The 24,683-nt window shown below is 65.7% G+C and carries 21 protein-coding genes and 5 pseudogenes; 13 read left to right on the top strand and 13 right to left on the bottom strand.

Translation table 11 applies throughout. The features are described from left to right. Positions 1 to 53 precede the first annotated feature (53 nt). Complete coding sequence (locus AC3RCC_RS07135) at positions 54 to 1,148, top strand: ABC transporter ATP-binding protein (RefSeq protein ID WP_492258005.1); 1,095 nt, start codon at positions 54 to 56, stop codon at positions 1,146 to 1,148. Between the two features lie 62 nt (positions 1,149 to 1,210). Further along, positions 1,211 to 1,435: pseudogene (locus tag AC3RCC_RS07130) on the top strand (transposase); the annotation flags it as partial. A 90-nt stretch (positions 1,436 to 1,525) separates the two neighbouring features. Here the strand turns inward: AC3RCC_RS07130 and AC3RCC_RS07125 are convergent. The 4 genes from AC3RCC_RS07125 to AC3RCC_RS07110 all read right to left on the bottom strand — a co-directional run bounded on the left by AC3RCC_RS07125 (position 1,526) and on the right by AC3RCC_RS07110 (position 4,854). Then, the gene (locus tag AC3RCC_RS07125; protein WP_492258004.1) at positions 1,526 to 2,263 is read right to left on the bottom strand and encodes a FadR/GntR family transcriptional regulator; all 738 of its coding nucleotides are present in this window, start codon (positions 2,261 to 2,263) and stop codon (positions 1,526 to 1,528) included. 76 nt (positions 2,264 to 2,339) lie between these two features. Next, positions 2,340 to 3,077 (bottom strand): SDR family NAD(P)-dependent oxidoreductase, encoded by a 738-nt coding sequence (locus tag AC3RCC_RS07120; protein WP_291639772.1) that lies wholly within the window; start codon positions 3,075 to 3,077, stop codon positions 2,340 to 2,342. A gap of 8 nt (positions 3,078 to 3,085) precedes the next feature. Next, positions 3,086 to 3,856 carry an SDR family oxidoreductase gene (locus tag AC3RCC_RS07115; protein WP_291639774.1) on the bottom strand — a complete coding sequence of 257 codons (771 nt, stop codon included), beginning with the start codon at positions 3,854 to 3,856 and terminating at the stop codon, positions 3,086 to 3,088. Beyond that, positions 3,853 to 4,854: an NAD(P)H-quinone oxidoreductase gene (locus AC3RCC_RS07110; protein WP_492258003.1), complete on the bottom strand. Its 1,002-nt coding sequence runs from the start codon at positions 4,852 to 4,854 to the stop codon at positions 3,853 to 3,855. Before AC3RCC_RS07110 ends, AC3RCC_RS07115 begins: the two co-directional genes overlap by 4 nt. Positions 4,855 to 5,080: 226 nt before the next feature. Here AC3RCC_RS07110 and AC3RCC_RS07105 point away from each other — a divergent pair, with 226 nt between their 5' ends. The 8 genes from AC3RCC_RS07105 (at position 5,081) to AC3RCC_RS07070 (ending at position 15,196) form a co-directional block, all read left to right on the top strand. Further along, positions 5,081 to 6,289, top strand: a complete 1,209-nt coding sequence (locus AC3RCC_RS07105) for an ABC transporter substrate-binding protein (RefSeq protein WP_291639778.1) — start codon at positions 5,081 to 5,083, stop codon at positions 6,287 to 6,289. Positions 6,290 to 6,415: 126 nt separating this feature from the next. Next, positions 6,416 to 7,288, top strand: coding sequence for a branched-chain amino acid ABC transporter permease (locus tag AC3RCC_RS07100; RefSeq protein WP_291639780.1), 873 nt, complete (start codon positions 6,416 to 6,418; stop codon positions 7,286 to 7,288). 4 nt (positions 7,289 to 7,292) lie between these two features. Next, positions 7,293 to 9,122 carry a branched-chain amino acid ABC transporter ATP-binding protein/permease gene (locus AC3RCC_RS07095; protein WP_291639782.1) on the top strand — a complete coding sequence of 610 codons (1,830 nt, stop codon included), beginning with the start codon at positions 7,293 to 7,295 and terminating at the stop codon, positions 9,120 to 9,122. Further along, positions 9,106 to 9,810 carry an ABC transporter ATP-binding protein gene (locus AC3RCC_RS07090; protein ID WP_492258002.1) on the top strand — a complete coding sequence of 235 codons (705 nt, stop codon included), beginning with the start codon at positions 9,106 to 9,108 and terminating at the stop codon, positions 9,808 to 9,810. Before AC3RCC_RS07095 ends, AC3RCC_RS07090 begins: the two co-directional genes overlap by 17 nt. Before the next feature lie 6 nt (positions 9,811 to 9,816). After that, positions 9,817 to 10,614, top strand: a complete 798-nt coding sequence (locus tag AC3RCC_RS07085; protein WP_492258001.1) for a shikimate dehydrogenase family protein — start codon at positions 9,817 to 9,819, stop codon at positions 10,612 to 10,614. Next, positions 10,611 to 11,387 (top strand): SDR family NAD(P)-dependent oxidoreductase, encoded by a 777-nt coding sequence (locus AC3RCC_RS07080; RefSeq protein ID WP_492258000.1) that lies wholly within the window; start codon positions 10,611 to 10,613, stop codon positions 11,385 to 11,387. The genes AC3RCC_RS07085 and AC3RCC_RS07080 overlap by 4 nt, the downstream gene beginning before the upstream one ends. Positions 11,388 to 11,411: 24 nt before the next feature. After that, positions 11,412 to 13,589, top strand: a complete 2,178-nt coding sequence (locus AC3RCC_RS07075) for an alpha-ketoacid dehydrogenase subunit alpha/beta (RefSeq protein WP_492257999.1) — start codon at positions 11,412 to 11,414, stop codon at positions 13,587 to 13,589. Continuing rightward, positions 13,586 to 15,196, top strand: coding sequence for a GMC family oxidoreductase (locus AC3RCC_RS07070; RefSeq protein ID WP_291639792.1), 1,611 nt, complete (start codon positions 13,586 to 13,588; stop codon positions 15,194 to 15,196). Before AC3RCC_RS07075 ends, AC3RCC_RS07070 begins: the two co-directional genes overlap by 4 nt. Positions 15,197 to 15,626: 430 nt before the next feature. Here the strand turns inward: AC3RCC_RS07070 and AC3RCC_RS07065 are convergent. Together AC3RCC_RS07065 and AC3RCC_RS07060 are read right to left on the bottom strand one after the other, a co-directional pair. Continuing rightward, positions 15,627 to 15,779, bottom strand: a pseudogene (locus tag AC3RCC_RS07065) (IS3-like element ISMxa1 family transposase); the annotation flags it as partial. A 7-nt stretch (positions 15,780 to 15,786) separates the two neighbouring features. Further along, positions 15,787 to 16,671, bottom strand: a pseudogene (locus AC3RCC_RS07060) (IS30 family transposase); the annotation flags it as partial. Between AC3RCC_RS07060 and istB the strand changes: the two are divergent. From istB to AC3RCC_RS07045, 3 genes and pseudogenes are all read left to right on the top strand, one after another. Then, a pseudogene (gene istB, locus AC3RCC_RS07055) lies at positions 16,587 to 17,231 on the top strand (IS21-like element helper ATPase IstB); the annotation flags it as partial. The pseudogenes AC3RCC_RS07060 and istB sit on opposite strands and share 85 nt — an antisense overlap. 242 nt (positions 17,232 to 17,473) lie before the next feature. Then, positions 17,474 to 17,962, top strand: a complete 489-nt coding sequence (locus tag AC3RCC_RS07050; RefSeq protein ID WP_492257998.1) for an IS4/Tn5 family transposase DNA-binding protein — start codon at positions 17,474 to 17,476, stop codon at positions 17,960 to 17,962. 145 nt (positions 17,963 to 18,107) lie between these two features. After that, positions 18,108 to 18,228: pseudogene (locus AC3RCC_RS07045) on the top strand (integrase); the annotation flags it as partial. Positions 18,229 to 18,391: 163 nt separating this feature from the next. Here the strand turns inward: AC3RCC_RS07045 and AC3RCC_RS07040 are convergent. The 7 genes from AC3RCC_RS07040 to AC3RCC_RS07010 all read right to left on the bottom strand — a co-directional run bounded on the left by AC3RCC_RS07040 (position 18,392) and on the right by AC3RCC_RS07010 (position 24,670). After that, positions 18,392 to 19,156, bottom strand: a complete 765-nt coding sequence (locus AC3RCC_RS07040; RefSeq protein ID WP_492257997.1) for an alpha/beta fold hydrolase — start codon at positions 19,154 to 19,156, stop codon at positions 18,392 to 18,394. Beyond that, entirely contained in the window at positions 19,156 to 19,863 is a 708-nt protein-coding gene (locus AC3RCC_RS07035; protein WP_291638192.1) for an ABC transporter ATP-binding protein, read from the bottom strand. Before AC3RCC_RS07035 ends, AC3RCC_RS07040 begins: the two co-directional genes overlap by 1 nt. Before the next feature lies 1 nt (position 19,864). Further along, positions 19,865 to 20,608: an ABC transporter ATP-binding protein gene (locus tag AC3RCC_RS07030; protein WP_492257996.1), complete on the bottom strand. Its 744-nt coding sequence runs from the start codon at positions 20,606 to 20,608 to the stop codon at positions 19,865 to 19,867. Then, a complete protein-coding gene (locus AC3RCC_RS07025; protein ID WP_492257995.1) occupies positions 20,605 to 21,648 on the bottom strand; it encodes a branched-chain amino acid ABC transporter permease in 1,044 nt (347 codons plus the stop codon). The genes AC3RCC_RS07030 and AC3RCC_RS07025 overlap by 4 nt, the downstream gene beginning before the upstream one ends. After that, complete coding sequence (locus AC3RCC_RS07020) at positions 21,641 to 22,531, bottom strand: branched-chain amino acid ABC transporter permease (protein WP_291638195.1); 891 nt, start codon at positions 22,529 to 22,531, stop codon at positions 21,641 to 21,643. The genes AC3RCC_RS07025 and AC3RCC_RS07020 overlap by 8 nt, the downstream gene beginning before the upstream one ends. Before the next feature lie 64 nt (positions 22,532 to 22,595). Next, on the bottom strand, positions 22,596 to 23,777 hold the full coding sequence (locus tag AC3RCC_RS07015; protein WP_291638196.1) for an ABC transporter substrate-binding protein: 1,182 nt from the start codon (positions 23,775 to 23,777) through the stop codon (positions 22,596 to 22,598). Between the two features lie 89 nt (positions 23,778 to 23,866). Further along, positions 23,867 to 24,670 carry an enoyl-CoA hydratase/isomerase family protein gene (locus AC3RCC_RS07010; RefSeq protein ID WP_492257994.1) on the bottom strand — a complete coding sequence of 268 codons (804 nt, stop codon included), beginning with the start codon at positions 24,668 to 24,670 and terminating at the stop codon, positions 23,867 to 23,869. Positions 24,671 to 24,683 lie beyond the last annotated feature (13 nt).

Raw genomic sequence — 24,683 nt, 5'->3', positions numbered from 1 at the left:
CGAATCGCCCGTTTCCTTGTTCCCGACGTCCCATCGCCGGAGGTTTAGGCGCCATGACACATATCGACGCGAGCGGGCTCAAGACCGCCGGCATTTCGATCCGCAAGGTCAACCTGTCCTATGGCTCGCTGCAGGTCCTGAAGAACGTCGACCTCGAGATCCAGCCCGGCGAATTCTTCGCCTTCCTGGGACCATCGGGCTGCGGCAAGACCACGCTGCTGCGGGTGATCGCGGGCTTCAACACGCCGCAGAGCGGCAGCGTCACGGTCGGCGGGCGCGAGGTGCTGTCCCTGCCGCCCTGGAAGCGCGATGTCGGCATGGTCTTCCAGTCCTATGCGCTCTGGCCGCATATGAGCGTGCGCAAGAACGTCGCCTTCGGGCTAGAAGAGCGCAAGCTGCCCAAGGACGAGATCGGCCGCCGCGTCGACAAGGCTTTGGAACTGGTCGGCCTCGGGCATCTCGGCTCGCGCCGGCCCTCGAAGCTCTCCGGCGGCCAGCAGCAGCGTGTCGCGCTGGCCCGGACCATCGCGATCGAGCCGACGGTGCTGCTGCTCGACGAGCCCCTGTCCAATCTCGATGCGAGCCTGCGCGTGCAGGTGCGGCGCGACCTGCTGGCGATGCAGCGCCGGCTCGGCCTCACCACGATCTTCGTCACCCATGACCAGGAGGAGGCGAACACGATCTGCGACCGCATCGCCGTGATGAAGGATGGCGTGATCCAGCAGGTCGGGACGCCGATGGCGCTCTATGACAACCCGGTCAATCTCTTCGTCGCCAGCTTCCTCGGAACGGCGAACATCCTCGACGGGGCGATGCGGACGAACGGACGCGAGCAGGTCTTCGAACTGCCTTGCGGCAGCCGGTTCCCGGTGCCCGACGAGCACCGCAACGGCGCCAAACTGTTCTTCAGGCCGCAAAACGCGCGGCTGGCGCTCGCCGGAGGCCAAGCCGAGACGGCCAGCGTGCGGGTCAAAGGCAAGGTGTCCCACAAGGAGTTCCTGGGAGCCTCGGTGCGCTATGGCATCCGGACGGAGGGAGGCGAGGTTTTCGCCGACATCCCCCATGCCCGCGGGGAGTCGCATCTGCCGGACGAGCACATCGTCGGCGTCGACGTGCCCCTGAGCCGGGTCAACTATCTGCCCGCCTAGGGTCGGACCCGTTGATCTTGGCTGACGATGGTGATTCAGGCCTCCTACAAGGAGACTGAAGTATGAGTAATTTGTTTTGGTTGACGGACGAGCAAATGGCTCGCCTTCGGCCCTCTTTTCCAAAGAGCCATGGTCGCGAGCGCGTTGACGATCGGCGCGTTCTGAGCGGCATCATCTTTGTCAATCGCAATGGGCTCAGATGGCGGGATGCGCCGAAGGAATACGGCTCCTCCAAGACGCTCTATGACCGCTGGAGGCGGTGGGGCGACAAGGGCATCTTTACCAGATGATGGAAGCCTTGTGACTTGCCTCATCAAGGTCCGTTTGAGAATTATGCCAAGGCTCTGCCGGGCCCGCCCCTGGCTTACAGGCCGCGCCTACCGACCGAGATAGAGCGCGAGTCGCTTGGCTGCGTTCTTGAGATGAATCTCGGCTGCGGCGCGGGCGGACCGCGGATCCCGCGCGGCGATCGCGTCGAAGATCGCCCGGTGCTCGCCCTGCACCGTCTGGGCCATGCCGGTCAGGCGGGCGGTGTTAGCCCGGGCGGTGCGGATGAAGTTGCGCACGCGACGGTCGAGGAATTCCGAGAGATCGCGGAAGAACGGGTTGCCGGTTGCGTCGATGATGGCACGGTGGAAGGCGACATCCTCATCGACGCCGGATTCGCCGCGATCGATGGCGGCTTGCATGGCGTCGAGCCTTGCCCGGATCGCCCTTAGATCGGCCTCGCTCCGTCGCTCGGCCGTGTGCTCGGTGGCGGACGCCTCAACCGCCATCAGCAACTCGACGATGTTGCGCAACTCTTCCTTGTTCGAGAAGTCCGCGACGTCGAGCCGGAAGACGGAACTCGACCCGGGATCGGCGACGAAGGCACCGGCGCCCTGGCGCGATACCACCAGCCCATCATGCTTGAGCCGACCTACGGCTTCGCGCACTATCGGCCGGCTGACACCATAGGTGAGGGCAAGCTGCTGTTCTGTGGGCAGGCGCTCGCCAGCCTGGATGCGCCCGGATGCGATCTCGTCGCGCAGGCGCAGCGCCAGCGTGTCGGCGAGCGAGGGCGCGCGGCCCAAGATATCGCGCACCGGCTCGGACCTGCTCTTGTCGGCGACCATGGCTCGAATCCCGTTAGATCAAGAGTTGGAGCATGACTTCTGCGAAAAGCCGGTATCCACTTCCTCGCGCCATGCTCTAGCTGGCAATATGCAGCCCGCCATTGACATGAATGGTCTCGCCAGTCACGAACTGAGCCAGGTGCGAGCAGAGGAATGCGACGACGCCCGCGACCTCCTCGGCCGTCCCCAGACGTTTCATCGGCGTGTTCTGGATTAGCTCCGGTCTGGCAGCGATGAGCGGCTGCACCATCGGACCTTCGATCAGGCCGGGCGACACGGCGTTAGCGCGGATACGCGGCGCGAGCTCCAGCGCCAGCGAACGTGTCAGGCTCAGTACCCCACCCTTGGCGGCGGCATAATGGGCGTGCGCATAGCTGCCTCGATGGCCGGCCATCGAGGCGATGTTCACGATTGCGCTGCCCTCGCTCAGATGCGGAATAGCGGCGCGGCAGCTGTGGAACACACCGTCGAGATTAATCGCGATGGACTGGCGCCATTCGGCCTCGGTCATCTCGCTGACCAGCCGATCGCGATAGAGCCCAGCCGCCGTCACCAGCGCGTCGATGCGGCCGAATCTAGCGACAGTAGCCGCGACAGCGCGCTCGGCATCCTCAGCCAGGGCCGCATCCTGCCGGAGCGAAAGCGTGCGGGTGCCATCGGGGTCGAGCTCGTGCGCAAAGCGGGCGACGCCGTCGCCATCCAGGTCGGTCAGGACGCAGAGCGCGCCCTGCCCGTAGAAGAGCCGCGCCACCGCGCGGCTGATCATGCCGTTCGCACCAGTAAGCAGCAGCACCTTGCCGGAGAAATCGATCATGGCGCGCGTCAGGTCATAAGCCAGCCGCCCGCGACGTCGCAGACCTGTCCGGTGACGAAGGTGGCGTTGTCGGAAGTCAGGAACAGGCAGGTCTGCGCCACGTCCTCGGGGCTGCCGAGCCGGCGCAATGGAGTCGCCATCCGCGCTGCCTCATTGGCATCGGGCGCCGTGCCGCGCATCAAAGGCGTGTCGATGCGACCGGGTGCGACAGCATTGACGGTAATGCCCTCGGGGCCGAGTTCGCCGGCAAGATGCTTGGTGAAGCCGATGAGCGCGGCCTTGGTTGCGGCATAATGGACGCCGACGATGTCACAATAGGTCTTGCCGGCGACCGAGGATACGCTGACGATCGCGCCGCGCCCCGCCGCTCGCATGAACGGTACGACCGCGCTGGTGCAGAGAAAGGCCCCGGTCAGGTTGACGTCAAGGACCCTGCGCCATTCATCGGCGCTCATCTCGCCGAGGCGGGCGCGCTTGCCGTCCGCCCCCGATTTCGGCGAGATACCGGCATTGTTGACAAGAACGCCAATCGGCCCGAGCACCTCGGCGACATGCGCAACGGCTGCCTTGACGGAGGCCTCGTCGGCGACGTCCGCAGCGACGGCGCAGGTCCTGGCACCACGTGCCCGCGCAGCCGCGGCTGCGGTCTCGGCAAGGCCCGCATCATGGTCGAGATAGACGACACTGGCGCCCGCTGCCGCATGGGCGTCGGCTATGGCCTGGCCGATGCCGCGCCCGGCTCCGGTGACGAGGACAACCTTACCGCGATGGCTGGTCATCGTGCGACCTCGAGCATGATCTTGCCGAGATGGGCGCTCGATTCCATCAGCTCATGGGCTGCGCGGGCCTGCTCCAGCGGGAAGACCGCATGGATGATCGGCTTGACCGTACCGGCCTCGAGCAGCGGCCAGACATCCTGCCGCAAATGCCCGGCGATCTCGGCTTTGAGGGCAACCGAACGGGCGCGCAGCGTCGATCCCGTGATGGTCAGGCGCCGCAACATGACGTTCATCAGGTCGAGATCGACCTTGCTGGTCTGCAGGAAGGCGATCTGAACGAGCCGGCCCTCCAGCGCCAGAACGTTGAGATTGCGCTGGACATAGGGACCGCCGACCATGTCGAGCACGACATCGACGCCCCGGGCGTGGGTTAGCCGCTTGACCTCCTCGACGAAGTCCTGCGCGCGGTAATTTATCGCCTCGTCGGCACCGAGCGAGCGGCAGAAGGCGCATTTTTCAGGTGATCCCGCCGTCGCGTAGACCGTCGCGCCGGCCTGTTTCGCCAGCTGGATCGCAGTCGAGCCGATGCCGCTGGAGCCGCCATGGATCAGGATCGTCTCGCCCTTCTTCAAGCCGCCGCGCGTGAAGACGTTGTCGTAGACGGTGTAGTAGGTCTCGGGCAGCCCGCCCGCTTCGAGCAGCGAAAGCGGCTTCGGCACCGGCAGGCAGAGTGGCTCGTCCGCCACCGCGTACTCAGCGTAGCCGCCGCTGATCACCAGCGCGCAGGTCTTCTCGCCGATGCGGCTCGCAGCCACGCCGGGACCGACGGCGACGATCACGCCGGAGACTTCGAGTCCGGGAACCTGGGTCGCCCCCGGAGGCGGCGGATAGCCCCCGGCGCGCTGCAGGCAGTCGGGCCGGTTGACGCCGGCTGCCGCGACCGCGATCAGCACCTGGCCTGGGCCGGGCTGAGGTACCGGCGCAGTCTCGACCTCGATCACCTCCGGGCCGCCCGGCCCGGAAAAGAGCACCTGCTTCATCGTCTGCGGCAATACCATGATGTTTGTCCCTCCTCCACGATGCGCGCATTTCGACGGCGCGCTTTTCGCGCAGGCTTGAACCGCTCGTTTCCGGTCCGCCCAGCCTTGGCTCAAGGGTTAGCAAACCCCTACTTGTCAGGCAACATGGTTATCTGCATTATTCGTCCCGCCGGGAAACGGCCGGCCTCATCATGCGATGGGGACCGCAAGAAATGAATGTGACAGCGGTCTCAGGGAGGACATGATGAGGTTCGTAAAACACGCGGCGCTCGCCGCGGTTTTGACTCTTTCGGCAACGCAAGCCTTCGCCCAGGTCAAGATTGGTGCGCTCTATCCATTCTCGGGCGGCCTTGCCCTTCTCGGCGACGAGAGCTTCCGGGGGCTCGAGATCGCCATCGAGGAACGCAATGCGGCCGGCGGCCTGAAAGGCCAGAAGCTCGAGATCGTCAAGGGCGATGCCGTCGAGCCCAACCAGGCGGTCGGCGAGGCGCGGCGCCTGACCTCGGTCGACAAGGTTCCGGTGATCTTCGGGACCTATTCCTCGTCGCTCTCGATCGCGGCGACACAGGTCGCAGAACTCGCCGGCGTCCCCTATTTCGAGCTCGGAGCCATTTCCGATCCGATCACCGAGCGCGGTTTCAAGAACGTCTACCGCACCAATCCGACCGCCCGGGACTTTGCCAGCCGCATGGTCGATGCGGTCAGTGAGGCGATCGCGCCGGCGCTCGGCGTCGATGCCAAATCGCTCAAGGTCGCGATCATCCACGAGGACTCGCTCTATGGCCAGACGGTCGCCGGCTACCAGACGGCGCGCGCCAAGGAAAAGGGCGTCAATGTCGTCGAGACGCTGCCCTATTCGGCCAAGTCGGTCGATCTGACGCCCGTGATCCTGCGCCTCAAGACGGCAGGCGCCGAGGTTGTGCTTCAGACCTCCTACCAGAACGACACAGTGCTGTTCTTCCGCCAGATGAAGGAACAGGGGTTCAAGCCCAAGGCGATGATCGGTGCCGGCGGCGGCTACTCGCTGCGCGACACCATGCTGGCGATCGGTGCGGAGAACATGGAGGGCGCGCTCAACGTCGACTTCACCCAGTTCCGCACCAATCCGAAGGCGGCGCCCGGCATCGATACCTTCGTCAAGAAATACCAGGCCAAGTACGGCACTGCACCGCGCTCCGGCCACTCGCTCGCCAACTATATGGGGGCGCTGGTCTTCCTCGATGCCATGGAGAAGGCGGCCGACCTGAAGGCGGCCTCGATTCGCGCCTCGGTGATGAAGGTCGATGTTCCGGTGGGCGCGACCGCCACGGGCTGGGGTGCGAAATTCGCAGAGAGCGGGCAGAACGGCCGCGCCGTGCCTTTCCTGATGCAGTGGCAGGGTGGTGAGCTCGTCACCGTGTTTCCGGCCGATGCCGCGGTCGCCAAGATGAAAGTCGGCATCGGCGCCAACTGAACGCCGACGGCCCGTCCCGTCCGCTCGGGACCTGACGAAGGCTGAGGGGCCGCAGGCAGCGACCCCTTCATGCCCGGTGCTCGACAAACCTTTTCTTCGACCGATCCGACTTCGGAGACGCCCTTCATGGACGTGCTTGTCCAGTTGCTGCTCAACGGCATCATGCTCGGCAGCATGTACGCCATCATCAGCGTCGGCCTGACGCTGATCTTCGGCATCGTCCGCGTCGTGAACTTCGCCCATGGCGAGTTCCTGATGATCGGCATGTACGCGACCTATCTGCTCGCCGCCAAGCTCGGCTGGCATCCTTACGTTTCAGCAGTGCCGATCATCGTGCTGTTGTTCTGCGTCGGCGCGCTGGTGCAGCGTTTCATCATCCAGCCGCTGCTGAATGCCGACGAGCACATCCAGATCTTCGCCACAGTCGGCCTCTCGACGGCGCTGGTGAATCTGGCGCTGATGATCTTCGGGGCCGATCTCTACTCCGTCTCCACGCCCAGCGCCCGCCAGTCGGTCTCGCTCGGCGGCTATACGGTGCTGTCCGGCCAGCTCGTCATTCTGGCCTGCGCCTTCCTGCTTGTCGCCGGCCTGCACCTGTTCATGCAGAAGACACCGCTGGGCCGAGCCATTCGAGCCACCGCGCAGAACCGCAACGCGGCGATGCTGATGGGGGTGCGTGTCGATCGCATTTACATCATCTCGTTTGGCCTGGGGGCGGCCTGTGTTGGACTGGCGAGCGCGCTGATCGTGCCTCTCTTCCCCGTCACCCCGACGATCGGCTCCTATTTCGTGCTGACGGCTTTCGTCGTCGTCGTGCTCGGCGGCATGCGCAGCATGTACGGCGCTTTCGCCGGGGCAATGATCATCGGAATCGTCGATTCCCTGTCGGGCTACTACATCGCGCCCGACCTCAAGGAGGTCGTCTATTTCGCGATCTTCATCCTGATCCTGATCTTCAAGCCGACGGGCCTGTTCGGCTTCGGTCGGGGGACGGAGTGAGCGCATGACCTCGCAGACCGCAATTGTGGCGTCCGTTGTCGCCCCCAAGCCCAGCCCGTTCGCCGTCCTGACGCATCCGCGCGTCTATTGCGCGCTGCTCCTGCTTTCGCTGCTCCTGATCGTTCCGGCGCTCAGCGGCTCGGCTTTCATCATCCACGTCTTCGTGACGATCTGCGTCTTCGCGGGGCTCTCCACAGCCTGGAACATCGTCGGCGGCTATGCCGGGCAGCTCTCGCTCGGTCACATGATGTTCTACGGCATCGGGGGCTACACCACCGCGCTGCTGATCCAGCACTTCGGTCTCTCGCCCTGGATCGGCATGTGGGCGGGTGCCGCGCTATCCGCACTCGTGGCCGTGTGCATCGGCTATCCTTGCTTTCGTCTGCGCGGGCCGTTCTTCGCGCTGGCGACGATTGCATTCCTCGAGGTCGTCCGGCTTCTGGCGATCCACTTCCACGGTGTCACGGGGGGCTCGGCCGGCCTGATCGTGCCGCTGAAGCTGGGCTGGGCCTGGATGATCTTCCAGGACAAGTTCAACTACCTGATCATCGCCTTCGGCTTGCTGCTGCTGACGCTGATCGTGTCCTACATCATCCGCAATGCGCGTCTCGGCTACTATCTGACCGCCGTACGCGAGCGCGAGGACGCCGCTTCGGCCGCAGGCATTAACCCGACGACGGTCAAGCTCAAGGCTGTGATCGTCTCGGCGGTGCTGACCAGCCTGATCGGCTCGTTTCACGCGATGTATACAACCTTCCTCGAGCCGGCGACGATGTTCTCGCTGTCGACTTCGATCGAGATTGCGATGTTCTCTCTGATCGGCGGGCTCGGCACTGTCGTGGGGCCGCTGCTTGGGACGGTGCTCGTGGTCCCGCTCGCGGAGCTGGCACGCGGCTGGCTCGGCGCACAGGCCAACGGCCTGCACGGGTTCGTCTATGGCACGGTGCTGGTGCTGATCACCCTGACGCTGCCCGGCGGTCTCGTCGGCACTTTCGGGGTGCGCGTCGGGCGCTGGGTCGACCGCCTGCCCGGCGGCCAACCACGGCCGGAGCAGGAGGCTCCGGCGCTGCGCCAGATCACCGGCGCGCCGGGCGAGACGATGCTGGCGACGAAGAACCTCGTCATGCGCTTCGGCGGCCTGACCGCGACGGACAACGTCTCGATGGTGCTGAAGCGCGGCGAGATCCTCGGCATCATCGGTCCCAACGGCGCCGGCAAGACGACGCTGTTCAACCAGATCTCGGGCTTCCTCCAGCCCTCCTCGGGCAGCGTCGCCATCGTCTCTGACGGGCAGGAGACGACGCCCGCGACGGCGGATGCCTTCGCCCGGGCCGGCGTCGGGCGCACCTTCCAGATCGTGCAGCCCTTCGGCAAGCTCACCGTGATCGAGAACATCATGATCGGCGCCTTCATGCGCCATCCCGATGTCGCCTCGGCGCGGGCGGTGGCCCTGCGCGTGTCGTCCCTCGTCGGCCTGCAGCACGTCCGCGAGGTCGAAGCGCGCAACCTGCCGATCGGCGATCTCAAGCGGCTCGAAGTCGCCCGCACACTCGCGACCGAACCCGACATCCTGCTGCTCGACGAGGTCATGGCCGGCCAGAGTCAGGCCGACACCCAGAAGATGGTCGAACTGATCCGTGCCGTGCGCGACGCCGGCGTCACGGTGATCGCCATCGAGCATAACATGCAGGCGATCATGAGCCTGTCCGACCGCATCATCGTCATCGACTCCGGCAAGGTGATCGCGCAGGGCGACCCGCAGGCCGTCGTGCGCGACCGCCGCGTGATCGAGGCCTATCTCGGAGAGGATTTCGCCAATGCTCAAGGTCTCTGAGCTGACGGCCGGCTACGGCCGCACCACCATCCTCCAGGACGTCTCAATCCGGATCGGCAAGGGCGAGGTCGTGACCATCATCGGCGCCAACGGCGCCGGCAAGACGACGCTGCTGCGTGCGATCTCCGGGCTGGTCAAGCCGAGCGCTGGAAGCATCGCGTTCGACGGACAGGAGATTGCGGGGGCGACACCTGCCGATATCGTCGGACGCGGCCTCGTCATGGTCCCCGAAGCCCGCCAGCTCTTCCCGGTCATGACCGTCCGGGACAACGTGATGATGGGCTGCTACCACGCCAATGCCCGCGAGGGCTCAGCCGCCCGTTTCGAGGAGGTGCTGGAAATCTTCCCGCGCGTCCGCGAACGGCTCGACCAGCTCGCAGGCTCGCTCTCGGGCGGCGAACAGCAGATGGTCGCGATCGCACGCGGCCTGATGGCGAAGCCCCGGCTGCTGATGCTGGACGAGCCCTCGCTCGGCCTCGCTCCGATCATTGTCCAGCAGATGTTCAGCATCGTCGAGCGTATCTGCGCGATGGGTACGACGGTGCTGCTGGTCGAGCAGAAGGCCTTCCATGCGCTGAAGATCGCGCAGCGCGCCTATGTGATCGAGAACGGTCGCATCGCCATGGAGAACACCGGCGCCGGCCTGCTCGCCGACCCGCATATCAAGACAGCCTATCTCGGGATCTAGGGGCAGATGACGGATATCTCAGGCCATACCCGGGTCTATGCGATCCTCGCCGACCCCGTCCGCCATGTGCTGACACCGCAGAACCTGAACGCATTGATGCAATCGCGCGGTCATGACGGGGTGATGGTGCCGGTGCATGTCGGCGCGGACGACCTCGCGACCGTGGTCGCGGGCCTCAAGCGCATGAGGACGTTCGGCGGATTCGTGGTGACCGTGCCGCACAAGACCGGAATCGTCGCTCTCTGCGACGAGGTCTCGCGCCAGGCCCGACTGGTCGGTGCGGTCAACTGCGTCCGCCGCGAGGCCGATGGCCGGCTCGTCGGCGAGATACTGGACGGGCTCGGCTTCGTTGCCGGGATGCGCCGCGAGGGCTGCGAGCCGAAGGGCCGCCGCGTGCTGCTGCTCGGCGCCGGCGGCGCGGCCAATGCCATCGCCTTCGCCTTCGCCGGGGCCGGCGTTGCCAGCCTCGCGATCGCGAACCGCACCCGGGCGAAATCGGAGGATCTGGCGCGGCGTTTGGCGCTGGCCTTCCCGGAACTGCGTGTCGACCTCGATGGTGCCGACCCGGCCGACTACGACATCGTCGTCAACGGCACCTCGCTCGGCCTCGCCGAGAGCGATCCGCTGCCACTGGACGCATCGCGCCTGACGGACCGACAGATCGTCGCCGAGGTCATCATGCAGCCCCGCGTCACTGCGCTCTTGGCGGCTGCGCAGGCCAAGGGCTGCCGCATCCATTACGGCCTGCCGATGCTCGAATGCCAGCTCGAGATGATGGCGGACTTCATGGGGATGACTGCATGAGCGCTGCTCCCCCCCGCGACCGCAACTACGATCTCGCAGGCAAAGTCGCGCTGATCACCGGCGGCGGCGCCGGCCTTGGGCTCACCATGACCGAGCGCTTCGCGGCGCGCGGAGCCCGTGTCGTCGTGCTCGACCGCGATCCCGGCGCCGCCAAGACATTGGCCGGCTTGCCTGATATCACGCTGATCCCCTGCGATGTTGCCGATCCGGAAGCCGTCCCCGCGGCCTTCCGGCGGGCCGAAGCGGATTGCGGTGCGCTCGACATCGTCGTCGCCAATGCCGGCATCTCGCAGAACAGCCCGACGCTGGAGCTGAGCTTCGCCGACTGGCGCAAGGTGATGGGCGTCAATCTCGACGGCGTCTTCCTGACCGCGCAGGAAGCCGGACGACGCATGGTTCCGCGCCGGCGAGGCGTCATCCTGCTGATGTCGTCGATGTATGGCGTCGTCGCAGCGCCCGAGCGGCTCGGCTACTGCGCCTCCAAGAGTGGCGTCGCGATGATGGCCAAGGCGCTGGCCCTCGAATGGGCGCGCCACGGAGTGCGGGTCAATGCGCTTGCGCCGGGCTATGTCCACACCCCCTTCCTCGCCGACCTGATCGCGCGCGGCCGGCTCGATGCCGGCAGGCTGACGGAGCGCATGCCGATCGGCCGTTTCATCGAAGCCGGCGAAGTGGCCGATCTCGCCGCCTTCCTGGCCAGCGACGAGGCGAGCGCGATCACCGGACAGGTCGCCGGCGTCGATGGAGGCTGGAGCGCCAATGGCTATCTCTGAGACCGCAGCCGGAGGAACCCGCTGATGCCCAAGCGCGAGGAGCTTCACGCGGAAGCGCCCTGGACGATACTGCGCTCGACGCCGGCTGACTGGAAGGCCGCCGATCCCGCCCTGCTCGGCAGCATGCTTACGCAGCTCCATCTGATCCGTGCCTTCGAGGAGAGCGTACTCGAACTCGCCGGCGACGGGCTGGTCCACGGGCCGGCGCATTCCTCGATCGGGCAGGAGGGTGGAGCAGTCGGCTCGGTCATCGGCTTGCGCGCCAGCGATCAGGTCAACGGTTCGCATCGCGGCCACCACCAGTTCCTGGCTAAGGCTCTGTCCTATGTGGCGCCGCATTTCGATCCGAGTGCGGGCTTCGAGAGGCCGGTCGAGACGGTGCTGCACCGCAGCCTGGCGGAGATCCTCGGGCTCGAACCCGGCTTCGGCCATGGTCGCGGCGGCTCGATGCATCTGCGCTGGATCGAGGCCGGCGCGCTCGGCACCAACGCGATCGTCGGCGGCGGCGTGCCATTGGCGGCCGGTGCGGCGATGGCGCACAAGCTCGCCGGGACCGGCGACATCGCGGTGACCTATTTCGGCGACGGTGCGATCAATATCGGCTCGACGCTGGAGACGATGAACCTCGCCGCCGCCTGGTCGCTGCCGCTGATCTTCTTCGTCGAGAACAATCTTTATGCCGTCGCGACCCATGTCGACGAGGCGACACGCGAGACGCGCCTGTCCGGGCGCGGCCCAGGCTTCGGCGTTGCTTCATGGCGCGTCGATGGCATGGACCCGCTCGCCGTACATCTGGCGACGCAGGAGGCGGCCGCGCTGCTGCGCGCCGGCAAGGGCCCTGCCCTGATCGAGGTCGAAGTCTACCGCTATTTCCACCAGAACGGCCCGTTGCCCGGCTCGGCCTTCGGCTATCGCCCGAAGGATGAGGAGGCGGCGTGGCGCACGCGCGATCCGCTGGCGCGCGTCGCGCGCGAAATGACGATGCTCGGACTCATCGATGACGGCATCGTCGGCGATCTGCGCGAGCGCTGCGTCGCCCTGATGAAGGGCATCGCCGACCGGCTGCTGGAGCCCGAGGGCAATCGCCGTCGCATCCGTCCCGAGCTCTGGCCCGACCCTGCCTTCGTCGATGTCGGCTTGCGCGGCGAACTCCCGAGCCTGCCACAGGAACCGGCGCCGGCAGGGCCTGAGATCGAGCGCAGATTCGTCGATGCCATCGCCGACGTGCTGCATCGCCGGATGGAGACTGACGCCTCCATCGTGATCATGGGCGAGGATATCCACCGGCTGAAGGGCGGCACCAACGGGGCGACGCGCGGGCTCGCCGCCGCCTTTCCGCAGCGCGTGCTGGGCACTCCGATCAGCGAGAATGCCTTCACCGGACTAGCCGGCGGACTCGCCATGGACGGGCGCTACCGGCCGATCGTGGAGTTCATGTATCCAGACTTCATGTGGGTCGCCGCCGATCAGGTCTTCAACCAGATCGGCAAGGCAAGGCACATGTTCGGCGGTACCACCGATGTGCCGCTGATCCTGCGCAGCAAGATCGCCATGGGGACCGGCTACGGCTCGCAACATTCGCTCGACCCGGCAGGGGTCTTCGCGACCTCACCGGGCTGGCGCATCGTCGCGCCCTCGACGCCGCAGGACTATATCGGCCTGATGAACGCAGCGCTGAAGGGGCACGATCCCGTGCTGGTGATCGAGCATGTCGATCTCTACCAGATGAACGGCATGATTCCGGCTGGCGACCTCGACTACACTATCCCGTTGGGTCGGGCCCGGATCGCGCGCGTCGGCCGCGACCTCACGATCCTGACCTATTCGGCCATGCTCCATCGCAGCCTGGAGGCTGTCGAGGCGCTTGGCGTCGATGCCGAGATCGTCGATTTGCGCACGCTCGATCGTGCCTCGCTCGATTGGGAGACGATCGGCGCCAGCGTGCGCAAGACCCATAATGTCCTGATCGTCGAGCAGGGTGCGCGCGGCACCTCCTATGGTGCGATGCTGGCCGACGAGTTGCACCGGCGCCTGTTCGACTGGCTCGACCAGCCGGTCCAGCGCGTGCATGGCCGCGAGGCCTCGCCGACGATCTCCAAGGTGCTGGAGCGGGCGGCTTTTGCAGGGCGCGAGGAGGTGATGGCCGGCATCGCCAGGGCCATGGCCGAGCGCGGCACGCCGCTGGCCGGAGCGGCCGTATGAACACGCCTGCAACCGAGAGCTATGACTACGTCATCGTCGGCGGCGGCACCGCCGGCTGCGTGCTGGCCAACCGGCTGAGCGAGGACGGCCGCCGCACGGTGCTGCTGCTGGAGGCGGGCGGCGAGGGCAAGGGCTTCTGGATCCCGATCCCGGCCGGCTTCAGCAAGCTCCTGGTCAACCCGGCCTTCAACTGGCGCTTCCAGACCGAGCCGGAGGAGAATACGCACAACCGCACCATCGCCGTGCCGCGCGGCAAGGGCTTGGGCGGCTCGACGCTGATCAACGGCATGATCTATGTGCGCGGCCAGCGTCAGGATTTCGACGGCTGGGCCCAGCAGGGCTGCGGCGGCTGGGGTTATGACGATGTCATGCCCTATTTCCGCAAGCTCGAAGCCTATGACGGCGAGGGTGACGAGACGCGGGGCCGCGAAGGCCCCTTCCCGGTGACCGAAGTCAGGGAGCGGCCGGAAGTCGCCGAGGCCTTCATCGCGGCGGCGAGACAGGCGGGCTATCCGCGCAACCGGGACTACAACGGCGAATCGCAGGACGGTTTCGGCTATTATCAGGTCAATCAGCGCAGCGGCCGCCGGGTCAGCGCGGCCGACGCTTATCTGGCGCCGGCCCGCGGCCGGCCCAATCTGCGCGTCCTGACCGGCGCCCATGCCCGGCGCATCGATCTGGACGGCGCACGCGCCACCGGCGTCACCTATCGCCGTGCAGGCGAAGAGCGACAGGCCACCGCCCGGCGCAGCGTCATCCTGACCGCCGGAGCGATCCAGACGCCGCATCTGCTTGAATTGTCGGGCATCGGTGACCCGGCGGTCCTCGCGGCGGCGGGCCTGCCTCTACGCCACGCGCTGCCCGGCGTCGGCGCCAACTATATCGACCATTTCTGCACGCGCATGAACTGGCGCGTGAAGCTGCCGGTGACGCTGAACGAGACGACGCGCGGCTGGCGGCTTGGGGCCGCCGTGGCGCAGTACTTCCTGACGCGCAAGGGCATCCTGACACTCGGCACCGGGCTGGCCTACGGCTTTGTGCGGACGCGGCCGGAGATCGAGGGGCCCGACGTCCAATACTTCTTCATGCATGCAAGCTACGCCAACGCCGCCGAGCGCAAGCTCGACCATGAGCCGGGCATGACGATCGGGGTGACCCAGCTTCGACCGGAATCGCGCGGCACGATCCATGTGCGCTCGCCGGACCCGGCCGCGCCGCCGGCCATCCGCCCGAACTTCCTGGCAACCGTGACCGACCAGCAATGCATGGTCGATGGCATGAAGACCGCCCGCATGATCATCGGGCAGGCCGCGATGGACCCCTATCGGGCTTATGAGATGGCGCCTGGAGAGACCTGCGAGAGTGACGCCGACTGGCTAGCCTTCGCCCGCGATAATGGGCAGACGATCTATCACGCCTGCGGCACCGCCCGAATGGGACAAGGGCCGGGTTCGGTGGTCGATTCCGAACTGCGCGTCCGGGGCATTGAGGGCCTGCGTATCGCCGACGCTTCGGTTATGCCGACGATCATTTCGGGGAACACCCAAGCGGCTGTGCTGATGATCGCGGAGAAGGCTGCTGACCTCGTTCGCCGTGATGCGATCTAAAAGAGCATCCAGAAATCCAAAACAATAAAAATTGCCAATAGACTGGATTTATTCATGCGGTGTTATTTTAAAATCAATTGCCTTAATCCGAATTTTCTGATTTTCGGCTTCAAAAAATTATTTTATTTACCATTAATATTCTTACTAATTATTTCTGCAACTGACCTTCTTCCCGAGAGACTTACCGTTTTGCCCTATTGAGGTTTTCCCGCCGGCGATCAGCGTTCGAGATTTGGAGGCAAGCGCGACAGCGCCGACTCCCGGTTTATCTTTATCCTTTGACATTGCTGTTGGTCCTTCATTTTGCCGCCTGCCTGAGCCTAGCTTTTATATCATGCTGGAGTTGACCCGCTTCCGTGGACTGTTCACGACTATGGCGGGCTAGGTCAGTTCATAATGCAGCCTTTCGTATTGATGGGCGAGAGGTAGCCGAGCGGCAGCGTTTCCGGTCGAGCAGCTCGCATTCCAGCGTCGCGAAGAAGCTCTCGCACGTGGCGTTGTCGTGGACGTCGCCAACGGAGCCGGCCGAGGGCCTGACGCCGGCGTCCTTGCAGCGGTTGCCGAAAGCCAGCGAGGAATATTGGGAGGATTCAACCGGTCGTCGCAACACGGACATCATACTGCTGAGCGAGGAACTGATCGAGCGCCTCGATCGGTGTATTCCATTGTAGCGTTTTGTGAGGCCGCGTGTTGACCGCGTGAGCGACAGCCGCCAGCTCCTCGGCTGAGTTCTGGCTGGGATCGGTGCCTTTCGGGAAGTACTGGCGCAGAAGGCCGTTGGTGTTTTCGTTTGAGCCGCGCTGCCATGGGCTCTGCGGATCGCAGAAGTAGACTTCCAGCCCGCTCTCGATGCGGAGCCGTGCGTGCTGAGCCATCTCGGCTCCCTGATCCCAGGTCAGCAATTGACGAAGCGTCGCGGGCAGTTCGCTCATGGATTGGACGATCGCCGTAGGGACGGCTTCAGCACCGTGGCCGGCAAGTGGCGAGCCGTTTTTGACCCGCTGTCCCCGCTGATATCCCTCTTGGCGCGGTAGGTGCAGCAACATCGTAAAGCGCGAGCTGCGTTCGACGAGAGTGCCGATCGCCGAGCTGTGCAGGCCCAGGATGAGATCACCTTCCCGATGCCCCGAAATTGCCCGGTCTTCGACCGCCGGTGGCCGTTCGCTGATCATGATGGCATCACCCACCAAGGTCTTTCCACGGCCGCAGGTCCGCTCACGCGGAACACGCAGAGCTAGACCCCAGCGCAAGCCAGCCGTCAGCTCACAGCGGAACGCACCACGACCCTGCATGTACAGAGACTGGTAGATCGCCTCGTAGCTGATGCGCATGCTGGGATCATCCGGGTAATCGATCCGAAATCGATGGGCGATTTGCTCGGGGCTCCACGCGGTTGATCGAGCTCGAACTGATCGACCGGGAGCGGCGCACGGTCGAGCGGCGGCTACGGGCAGCGCAGTTCCCGGCGGTGAAGAGCTTTGACACCTTCGACTTCATGACGATCCCGAGCTTGAACAAGATACTCGTGCTGGAGTTAGCGCGCTGCGGCTACATCCTGCGCCGGGAAAACGTCATCGCGCTCGGCAACAGCGGCACGGGCAAGAGCCATCTCGCTCTCGCGCTTGGGCTGGCCGCTTGCCTGAAGGGCTTCTCCGTCGCCTTCATCACGGCGGCTTCCCTGGTCAACCAACTCCTCGAGGCCCGCGACGAGAAGCGCCTGCTCAGGCTCCAGCGCGAGTTGCAGGCGGTCAAGCTGCTGATCGTCGACGAGCTCGGCTATGTGCCGCTGCCTCCGACCGGAGCCGAACTCCTGTTCGAGGTCTTCTCGCAGCGCTACGAGCATGGCTCGACCATCGTCACCTCGAACCTGCCCTTCGAGGACTGGACCTCGGTCCTGGGATCGCAGCTGCTGACCGGCGCGCTCCTCGACCGGCTGACCCACCACGTCAGCAACCTCGCCATGAACGGCGACAGCTACCGCCTCAGGCAATCCGCCAGCCGCCGGCGCACCACCGTCGCGGCGGAGCAAAACTAGGCCACCACCGACGAAGCCGATCCCGAAACCGGCGAGATCATCGCCTGATCAACATCGGTAGCGCGATATGGCAGGGGCCCCGATCGGGGCCCCTGCCATAGACACCTCACCTCGACGCCAGCGGCCTGCTTTTGCTCCGCCACACTGGCCTGGAATCCGACCGCCGTTGACATGCGGGGGATTTGCGCGCGTTGAATCGTCCGTGATTCTGTCTGTGACGCCGAATCGCGGAGGCGTCACAGATGAGCGGGAATACGGAAGCCGGCGGCGCAGGCTGGTTTGACGATGAAGTCGTTCCGGCGGGGCTGCTGGACAAGTGCTTGGCGGGCTGGTTGCGCCACCTGCTTGATCAGATGTCGGCAGCGCCTGGTCAGCCGGTCTCGGCGCCTTGCGGGGATTGGGCGGCGACGAAGGCGGCCTATCGTTTCTTCGACAACCCGCGCGTCACCGAGCGCGGGGCGCTGGCCAGCCATTCTACTGCGACCGCTATGCACTGCGTGGCGAGCGAGGGACCGATCCTTATTCTGCAGGACACCACCGAGTTCACCGACAGTCGGGGCGCGGCCTTCCATCCTTTCCTCGCGCTCATCATCGCGGGGAACAAGCAAACGCTCTCCGGCGCTTGTCACCCTGGAGAAGGTGTAGGAATCGGCAGAGCTGTCGGCGCCGCTTCCACGATCATGATCTCGAAAGCCGAGACGGCGCCAAGGTCGCGAACATGGACAGCATAATGAGAATTGTGCGCGGGTCGGGGTAGACGGTGGTGGCCGACCTGTTTCGGAGGGCGTCATCACGATCATCGTCGTTGCGCGCTGATCCGAACCTTTCGCGATCAGATCACCGCCATGATGATCGGTCGTATACGCTTGAGATTGTACCGGCAGCCTTCGCGCCTGCCAGTTGCTACTGGGGGCACTCCAAGCTGGAAAGTACCGTCCGTTACCTCGGCATCGAAGTTGATGATGCCCTGCTCCTGTCCGAGCAGACTGATCTGTGACCAAGCCGGCGCGGCGAGCAGCCGTCGCGCCGGAAGCTTTCACCCACAGCACCGACAGCTACGTGCTCGCGTCCCGCAGAGCCAAACTCAGGGAACTGGTGTCTGCTCCTCGGCCGCAACCGTGCTCCAGCTTCCGGCGCTTTCGACAATCCACCATAGTCGATTATCGATCAGCACATTTCAGGAAGTCCCGGATCATGTCCGGAAGCCCGGCTTCTGTCTGATGGGGCGAATGCCCGACGCCGGGCAGAAGGTTGATCTCCGCCCCTGGATTTCTCTCCGCTGCGATCCGGACATGCGCTGGCGTACCGAACGGATCGCGGTCGCCCTGAAGCAGCAGCAATGGCATGCGCAGCGACGCGGCGGCCACCGCGATCGTCCATTCCGCCATCGGTGGATGCAGCCAGAAATCGCGCCAGAGTTGGAACGGTCTGGCGCCGTGCTCATGCCCCTGCAGCGCCTTTCGCCGGAAGCGGGCGTCGGTTTCGAAGCGATGGGCCATCGTCCGCACCCCCTTGATCGTGAGCGGCTCCGCGAAGACGTGGGGCGCTTCCGCGATCACGGCCTCGAATAGCTCGGGGTGGCGGGAGGCAGCGATCAGGGCGATGCTGCCACCATCGCTATGGCCATACAGGCAGGCGCGCCTGAGGCCGAACGACGACAGCACCGCAGGCAACACCTCGTTGGCCTCGTACTCCAGGAAATCCCTGGGGCGGTCTCCATCGCTCGCCTCGGAACGCCCGCAGTCGCGCCGCGAATAGGCGAGCACGGCTCGACCAGTCGCCGTATGGAGCCTCGCAGGAAAACCGCCCCAGCCATCGGCATGACCGAAGCCGTGATGGAGCATCACGATCGGCGCCAGCTGACCCGAGAAAGCCCCCCAGAGCCTGTAGTGCAGCCAATGGCCTGCGACATGACGTTTCGGCATCAGACGGCCAGGGCAGTCAGCAACCTCGCGCGGTCCTCCGGGTCTTCGGCGTCCCCGCTGAGCACGATCCGTCCACGTTCGATGACGACGAAGCGATCGGTCACAGAAAGCGCCTCATGCACGTTCTGCTCGACGAGGAGCACGATGCAGCCGCGCTCGCGCAATTCGCGCACGATGGCGAAGACCTCGGCGACGATCATCGGCGCCAGCCCTTCGCTGGGTTCGTCGACCAGCACGAGCCGGGGCTCGCCGACCAGCACGCGCGCCATGGCGAGCATCTGCTGCTCGCCGCCGGACAGCGTCGTGCCGAGCTGGCGACGACGCTCGCCGAGACGTGGAAAGCGGTCGTAGATCTGGTCGATGGCAGCGCGCTCCGCTTTCGCTGCCCGGCCTCGCACCTGTAGCAGGCCCAGCTGCAGGTTCTCCTCGACGGTGAGGCCGGGGAAGATGCGCCGGTCTTCCGGCACCAGCCCGACGCCGGAGAGGCAAATCCGATCAGGCGCGAGCCCGTTCAGGGATTGCCCGCCCAGCGTGATCGCGCCTTCGCTCGGCCTGACCCAGCCGGCGATCGTCTTCAGCAGCGTCGTCTTGCCGACGCCGTTGCGGCCGAAGATGCCGATCACCTCGCCGGGTGCGGCCGAGAGATCGATGCCTTGGATGACATGGCTCAGGCCGTAATGGCTGTGCAGTCCGTTGATCGCGAGCATGTCAGTGATGTCCGAAATAGGCGGCCTGCACGGCAGGATCGGCCCGCACCGTGGCGGGCGGTCCCTCGGCAAGCTTGCGGCCCTGATGCATGACGACGACATGGTCCGAGAGGTCCATGACGAGCCCGATATCGTGCTCGATCAGCAGCACGCTGACGTCACGACTGAGTTCACGCACGAGTGCGGCGGTGTCGGCGGTGTCCGCATGGCTCATGCCCTGCGTCGGCTCGTCGAGCAGCAGGATCTTCGGCTCCGACGCCAGGCAGACCGCGATCTCGAGCCGGCGCTGGTCGCCATGCGAGAGATTGCCCGCGAACTCGTCGCGTTTGTGGCCGAGATGGAAGCGCTCGAGCATCTCGGCGGTCTTGGCGAGCGCCCGGATCGAGCGGCGGAGCGGCAGGAAGGCACGGGCCTTCGGCTCCAGCACCTGTGCCGCCATGCGCAGATTCTCCGCCACCGTCAGCTCGAAGAACAGATTGGTGATCTGGAAGGAGCGCGACAGCCCGGCCGCCTTGGTTCGGGCCGGCGAGGCGCCGGTCATGTCGACGCCGTCGATCAGGAGCTGGCCGGACTTAGGCTTGAGCGCCCCGCTGATCAGGTTGAACAGCGTCGACTTTCCGGCACCGTTCGGCCCGATCACGGTGGTGATCCGGTTGCGCTGCGCACTGAAACTGACCTGATCGACTGCCTTCAGGCCGCCGAAGGCGATGCCGAGATCGCAGACTTCGAGGACAGGACCCGTCATGACTTGGCACTCCCCGTTTCGAGCTTGGCCGGAGCGAAGGATGGCGCAGCCTGCTCGCGCGCACCGGCGAGCAGGCGCTCCTCGATGCGCGGCCGGATGAAGCCGACGAGCCCCTTGGGCAGGAACATCACGCAGACCATGAAGATCAGGCCGATCACGATAAGATGGTGCTCGGTCCAGCTGCCGATAATCGACTTCAGCACGACAAGCAGCACCGAGCCGTAGATCGCGCCGATCAGGGTGCCGACGCCGCCGAGGATGACGGAGATCACCGCATTACCGGAGGTGGCGAAGAACATCAGCTCCGGCGAGACGAAGCCGCGCAGCATCGGATAGAGCGCCCCCGAGAGCCCGGCGATAAGCCCGGCCAGCACATAGGAGAACATCCGCGCCCGCCAGACCGAATAGCCGAGGAAGGGCACGCGCTTCTCATTCGCCTTGAGCGCGGTCAGCACCCGCCCGAACGGCGTGTCGAGCAGATAGGCGGTGAGCCCGTACAGCCCCATGATGATCGCGAGCACGATCAGGAAGAAGCCGACCGGATTACCGGCCGAGACCGAAACTGGGCCGAAGCCGATCTCGATGACGGGAATGCCGATCATGCCGTCGGAAGCGCCGAGCTCGCGGGTATTGTAGACGACCTTGGCGACGACCTGCGCCAGGCCGAAGGTGATCAGCGCGAAATAGACGCCGCGCACCCGGTTGGCGATCAGGCCGCCGAGGATGGAGGCGACGAGCGTCGCCCCGCCCGCCGCCGCCATGGCGAGCCAGAAGGACGGCACCTTCAGCAAGGTCAGCGCCGAGACATAGGCGCCGACGCCGAAATAGAGCGCCTGCCCCAGCGAGAGCGCGCCGGAGTAGCCGAGCAGCAGGTCGACCGAGAGCGCGAGCCCTGCGAAGATCAGCGCCTCCGTGCCGAGGCGGAGATAGAAGGTGTCGCCGCTGGTGGCGCCGATCGCGGCCAGCGCGAGCGCAGCCGCGACGAAGATCAGGGCGAGCAAATGGCTCGCGCGCATTGATAGCGTCAGCCGGTCACGCATGGCCGAGCCTCCCGAACAGGCCCTGCGGGCGGAAAACGAGGAAAGCGACCATGGTCCCGAACACGATCGGATCGGTCCAGACCGGCGAGATCACCAGGCTGGCGAGCGCCTGGACCTGCGTCAGCAGCAGGCCGGCGACGACCGCGCCCCAGATCGAGCCCATGCCGCCGACGATGACGACGGTGAAGGCGAGCAGGATGAAGTCTCGCCCCATGGTCGGGAAGACCGAATAGATCGGTGCGAGCAGGACGCCGGCAAGGCCGGCCAGCGCCACGCCGAAGGCGAAGGTGCCGGCATAGACCAACGCCACCGGCACGCCGAGCGAGGCCGCCATGTTGCGGTCGAAGGCGGCGGCGCGCACCATCGCGCCGAGCCGTGTGCGGTAGACGACATAGGCGACGCCGGTGACGATCGCCGCGCCGACCACGATCAGGAAGAGCCGGTAATTCGGCACGATGATGCCGGCGAACTCGATCGCCCCCGGGATCGGCGTCGGCGGACGCTGGGTGTTGGGCCCGAAGGCGACCTTGAGCAGGTCCTCGACCACCAGCGCGAGGCCGAAGGTGACGAGCAGCGTGGTGACGTGTCGATCCCGGCTGTCGAAGACCGGCCGGATCAGCAGGCGTTCGGCCGCCATGCCGAGCGGCACCATCAGGACCGGCACCAGCACGAGCAGGAACCAGAAGCTGATCCCGGCCGCGCCCAGGGCGAGGGCCGCATAGGCGCCGATAGCGTAGAACTCTCCATGGCTCATATTGATGACGTCGAGCATGCCGAAGATGATCGTCAGCCCGAGGGCGACCAGCACCACGGCGACCCCGAGCGCGAGCCCGTTGACGACCTGTGGCGCCAGCACGAATTGGAGGTAGTCGAGGGCATTCATGTCATGTGCTTTCGCGAGGGCGGTGTGACCCCTCCCCTGTGACGGGAGGGGTCGGCGCCTGTCCTCAGAACCGGGTGCAGGCGTCGGGGCCGATCGCCTTGTCGGCATCGACCTTGTCGATGATGTCGAACTTGCCCTTGGCGACGCGCACCACATACATCGGTTGCATCGCCTGGTGGTCGCCGGCGCGGAGGGTCTTGGTCCCTTGCGGGGTCTGCCAGCTCAGCCCGCGCAAGGCTTCGCGCACCTTGTCGGTCTCGGTCGAGCCCGCTTTCTCGACGGCCGCCTTGTAGGCGAAGAGCAGGCCGTAGCTGTCCGCGCCGTAGAGGTCCGGATCGGCCTTGTTGGCGGCGCGGAACGCCGCGACGAACGCCTTGTTCTCGGGCGTGTCGATCTGCGGGGAGTAGCCGACGCCGGTCGCGAAGCCTTCGGCCGCCTGGCCGATCGCGCCGATGTTCTGCGAGGTCACGGTGCCCGACGCCCCGACGACCTGCAGGTTAGTGAGCAGGCCGAAATCCTGCAGCTGGGTCAGCAGCCTGACCGTGTCGTTACCGGCGACTGAGGTATAGAGCACCTGCGGCCGCGAGGCGCGAATCTGGCCGAAATACTGGGTGTAGTCCTTGGAATCGAGCGGCGCGAACACCTCGCCGCCGGTCGGCGCACCGGATTTCTCGGCGCTGCTCTTGAATGCTGCGACGGTCGAGCGGCCCATCTCGTAATCGGGGCCGAGATAATAAACCTTGGCCTTCGGCTTCTCCTTGGCGAGCCAGGCGGCGAGCGCGACCGATTGTTGCTCGGCGCGCGCATTCACGCGGAACATGTTCGGCGAGCATTTGTCGGTGGTGATCGAGTCGGCGAAGGAGACGGTCGTCGCCGCGAGCTTGGCGTTGCGCTCGGCCAGCTGGGCGACGGCAAGGGTCGAGCCGGAATTGACCGTGCCGGCAAGGAAGTCGACCTTCTCGACTTGGAACAGCTTCTCGGCCTTCTGCACGGCGACGGCAGGGTTGGCCTCTTCGTCCTCAAAGATCAGGTTGACTTGCCGGCCGGCGATGCCGCCGGCGGCATTGATCTCCTTGGCGGCGAGCTCCAGACCCCAGCGGACCTGCTGGCCGATCGGGGTATAGGTGCCCGACAACGGCGTGACGACGCCGATCTTGATCGGTCCGCTTTGAGCGAGCGCGCCGCCGGTGAGCGCCGTCGCGGCGAGCAGCCCGGCGACGGCAGCGAAATATCCGGTCGTCTTCATGGTGTCGTTCCCTCGGTTCTGGTTGTTGTTCTGCGATATCGGCCTGGTGGCCCCGCGCGAAACCTCGTCCGCGCGGGTCGTTCGCGGGCTCAGCGCCCGGTGAATTTCGGCGCGCGCTTGGCGTGGAAGGCCTCGACGCCCTCACGGAAATCGTCGGATTGGCGCAGGCGGCTGTAGCAATGCCCTTCCAGCTCGATCGCGATCGCCAGCGTCGAATCCTCGGTGTCGTTGAGCAGCTTCTTGGCGGTGCGCTGGGCGATCGGCGAGAACGAGCGGAGCTCGTCGACCAGCCGGTCGGTCGCGGCCTCGAGCTCGCCATCCGGCACGCACTCGGTGGCGATGCCCCAGTCGAGCGCCTGCTTGCCGGAAATGCGCTTGGAGCGCATCACGATGTCCTTGGTCCGGGTGATGCCGACGATCTTCTGCAAGCGGGCCGAGCCGCCCGAGCCGGGGATCTGCCCGAGCTTCTGCTCCGGCAGGGCGTACTGGCAGGTCTCCGAGACGATGCGAAAATCGCAGGCGAGCGAGATCTCGAAGCCGACGCCGAAGCTGTAGCCGCGATTGGCGACGATCACCGGCTTGGAGCAGCGCGCCGGGGCGGCAATGTTCCAGGCGAGCTTGGAGACATGCTCCGGCGAGGCCTCCAGGAAGCCCTTGATGTAGCCGCCGGAGGAGAAGTGCTCGCCCACGGCGCGCAGCACGATGATGCGCACGCGATCGTCTTCGTCGAGCGCCTCGAACACCTTCCGCAGCTGGTCGCGCTGGGCCATCGCGACCGTGTTCATCGGCGGCCGGTCGAGGATGATGTCGGCCCGCTCGCGAGCGGGATCGATCTCGACGCGGAAGCCGTCGAGGCCGGTAAGGCTGGGGTGGATCGGGGTGACTGCGTTCATGTTGTTGGCTCTC

It is taken from the genome of Allobosea sp. GW823-FHT01F03, from assembly GCF_058798075.1.
Note: the sequence above shows the minus strand (reverse complement) of the source record. Positions and strands in the feature narration are given on the sequence as shown.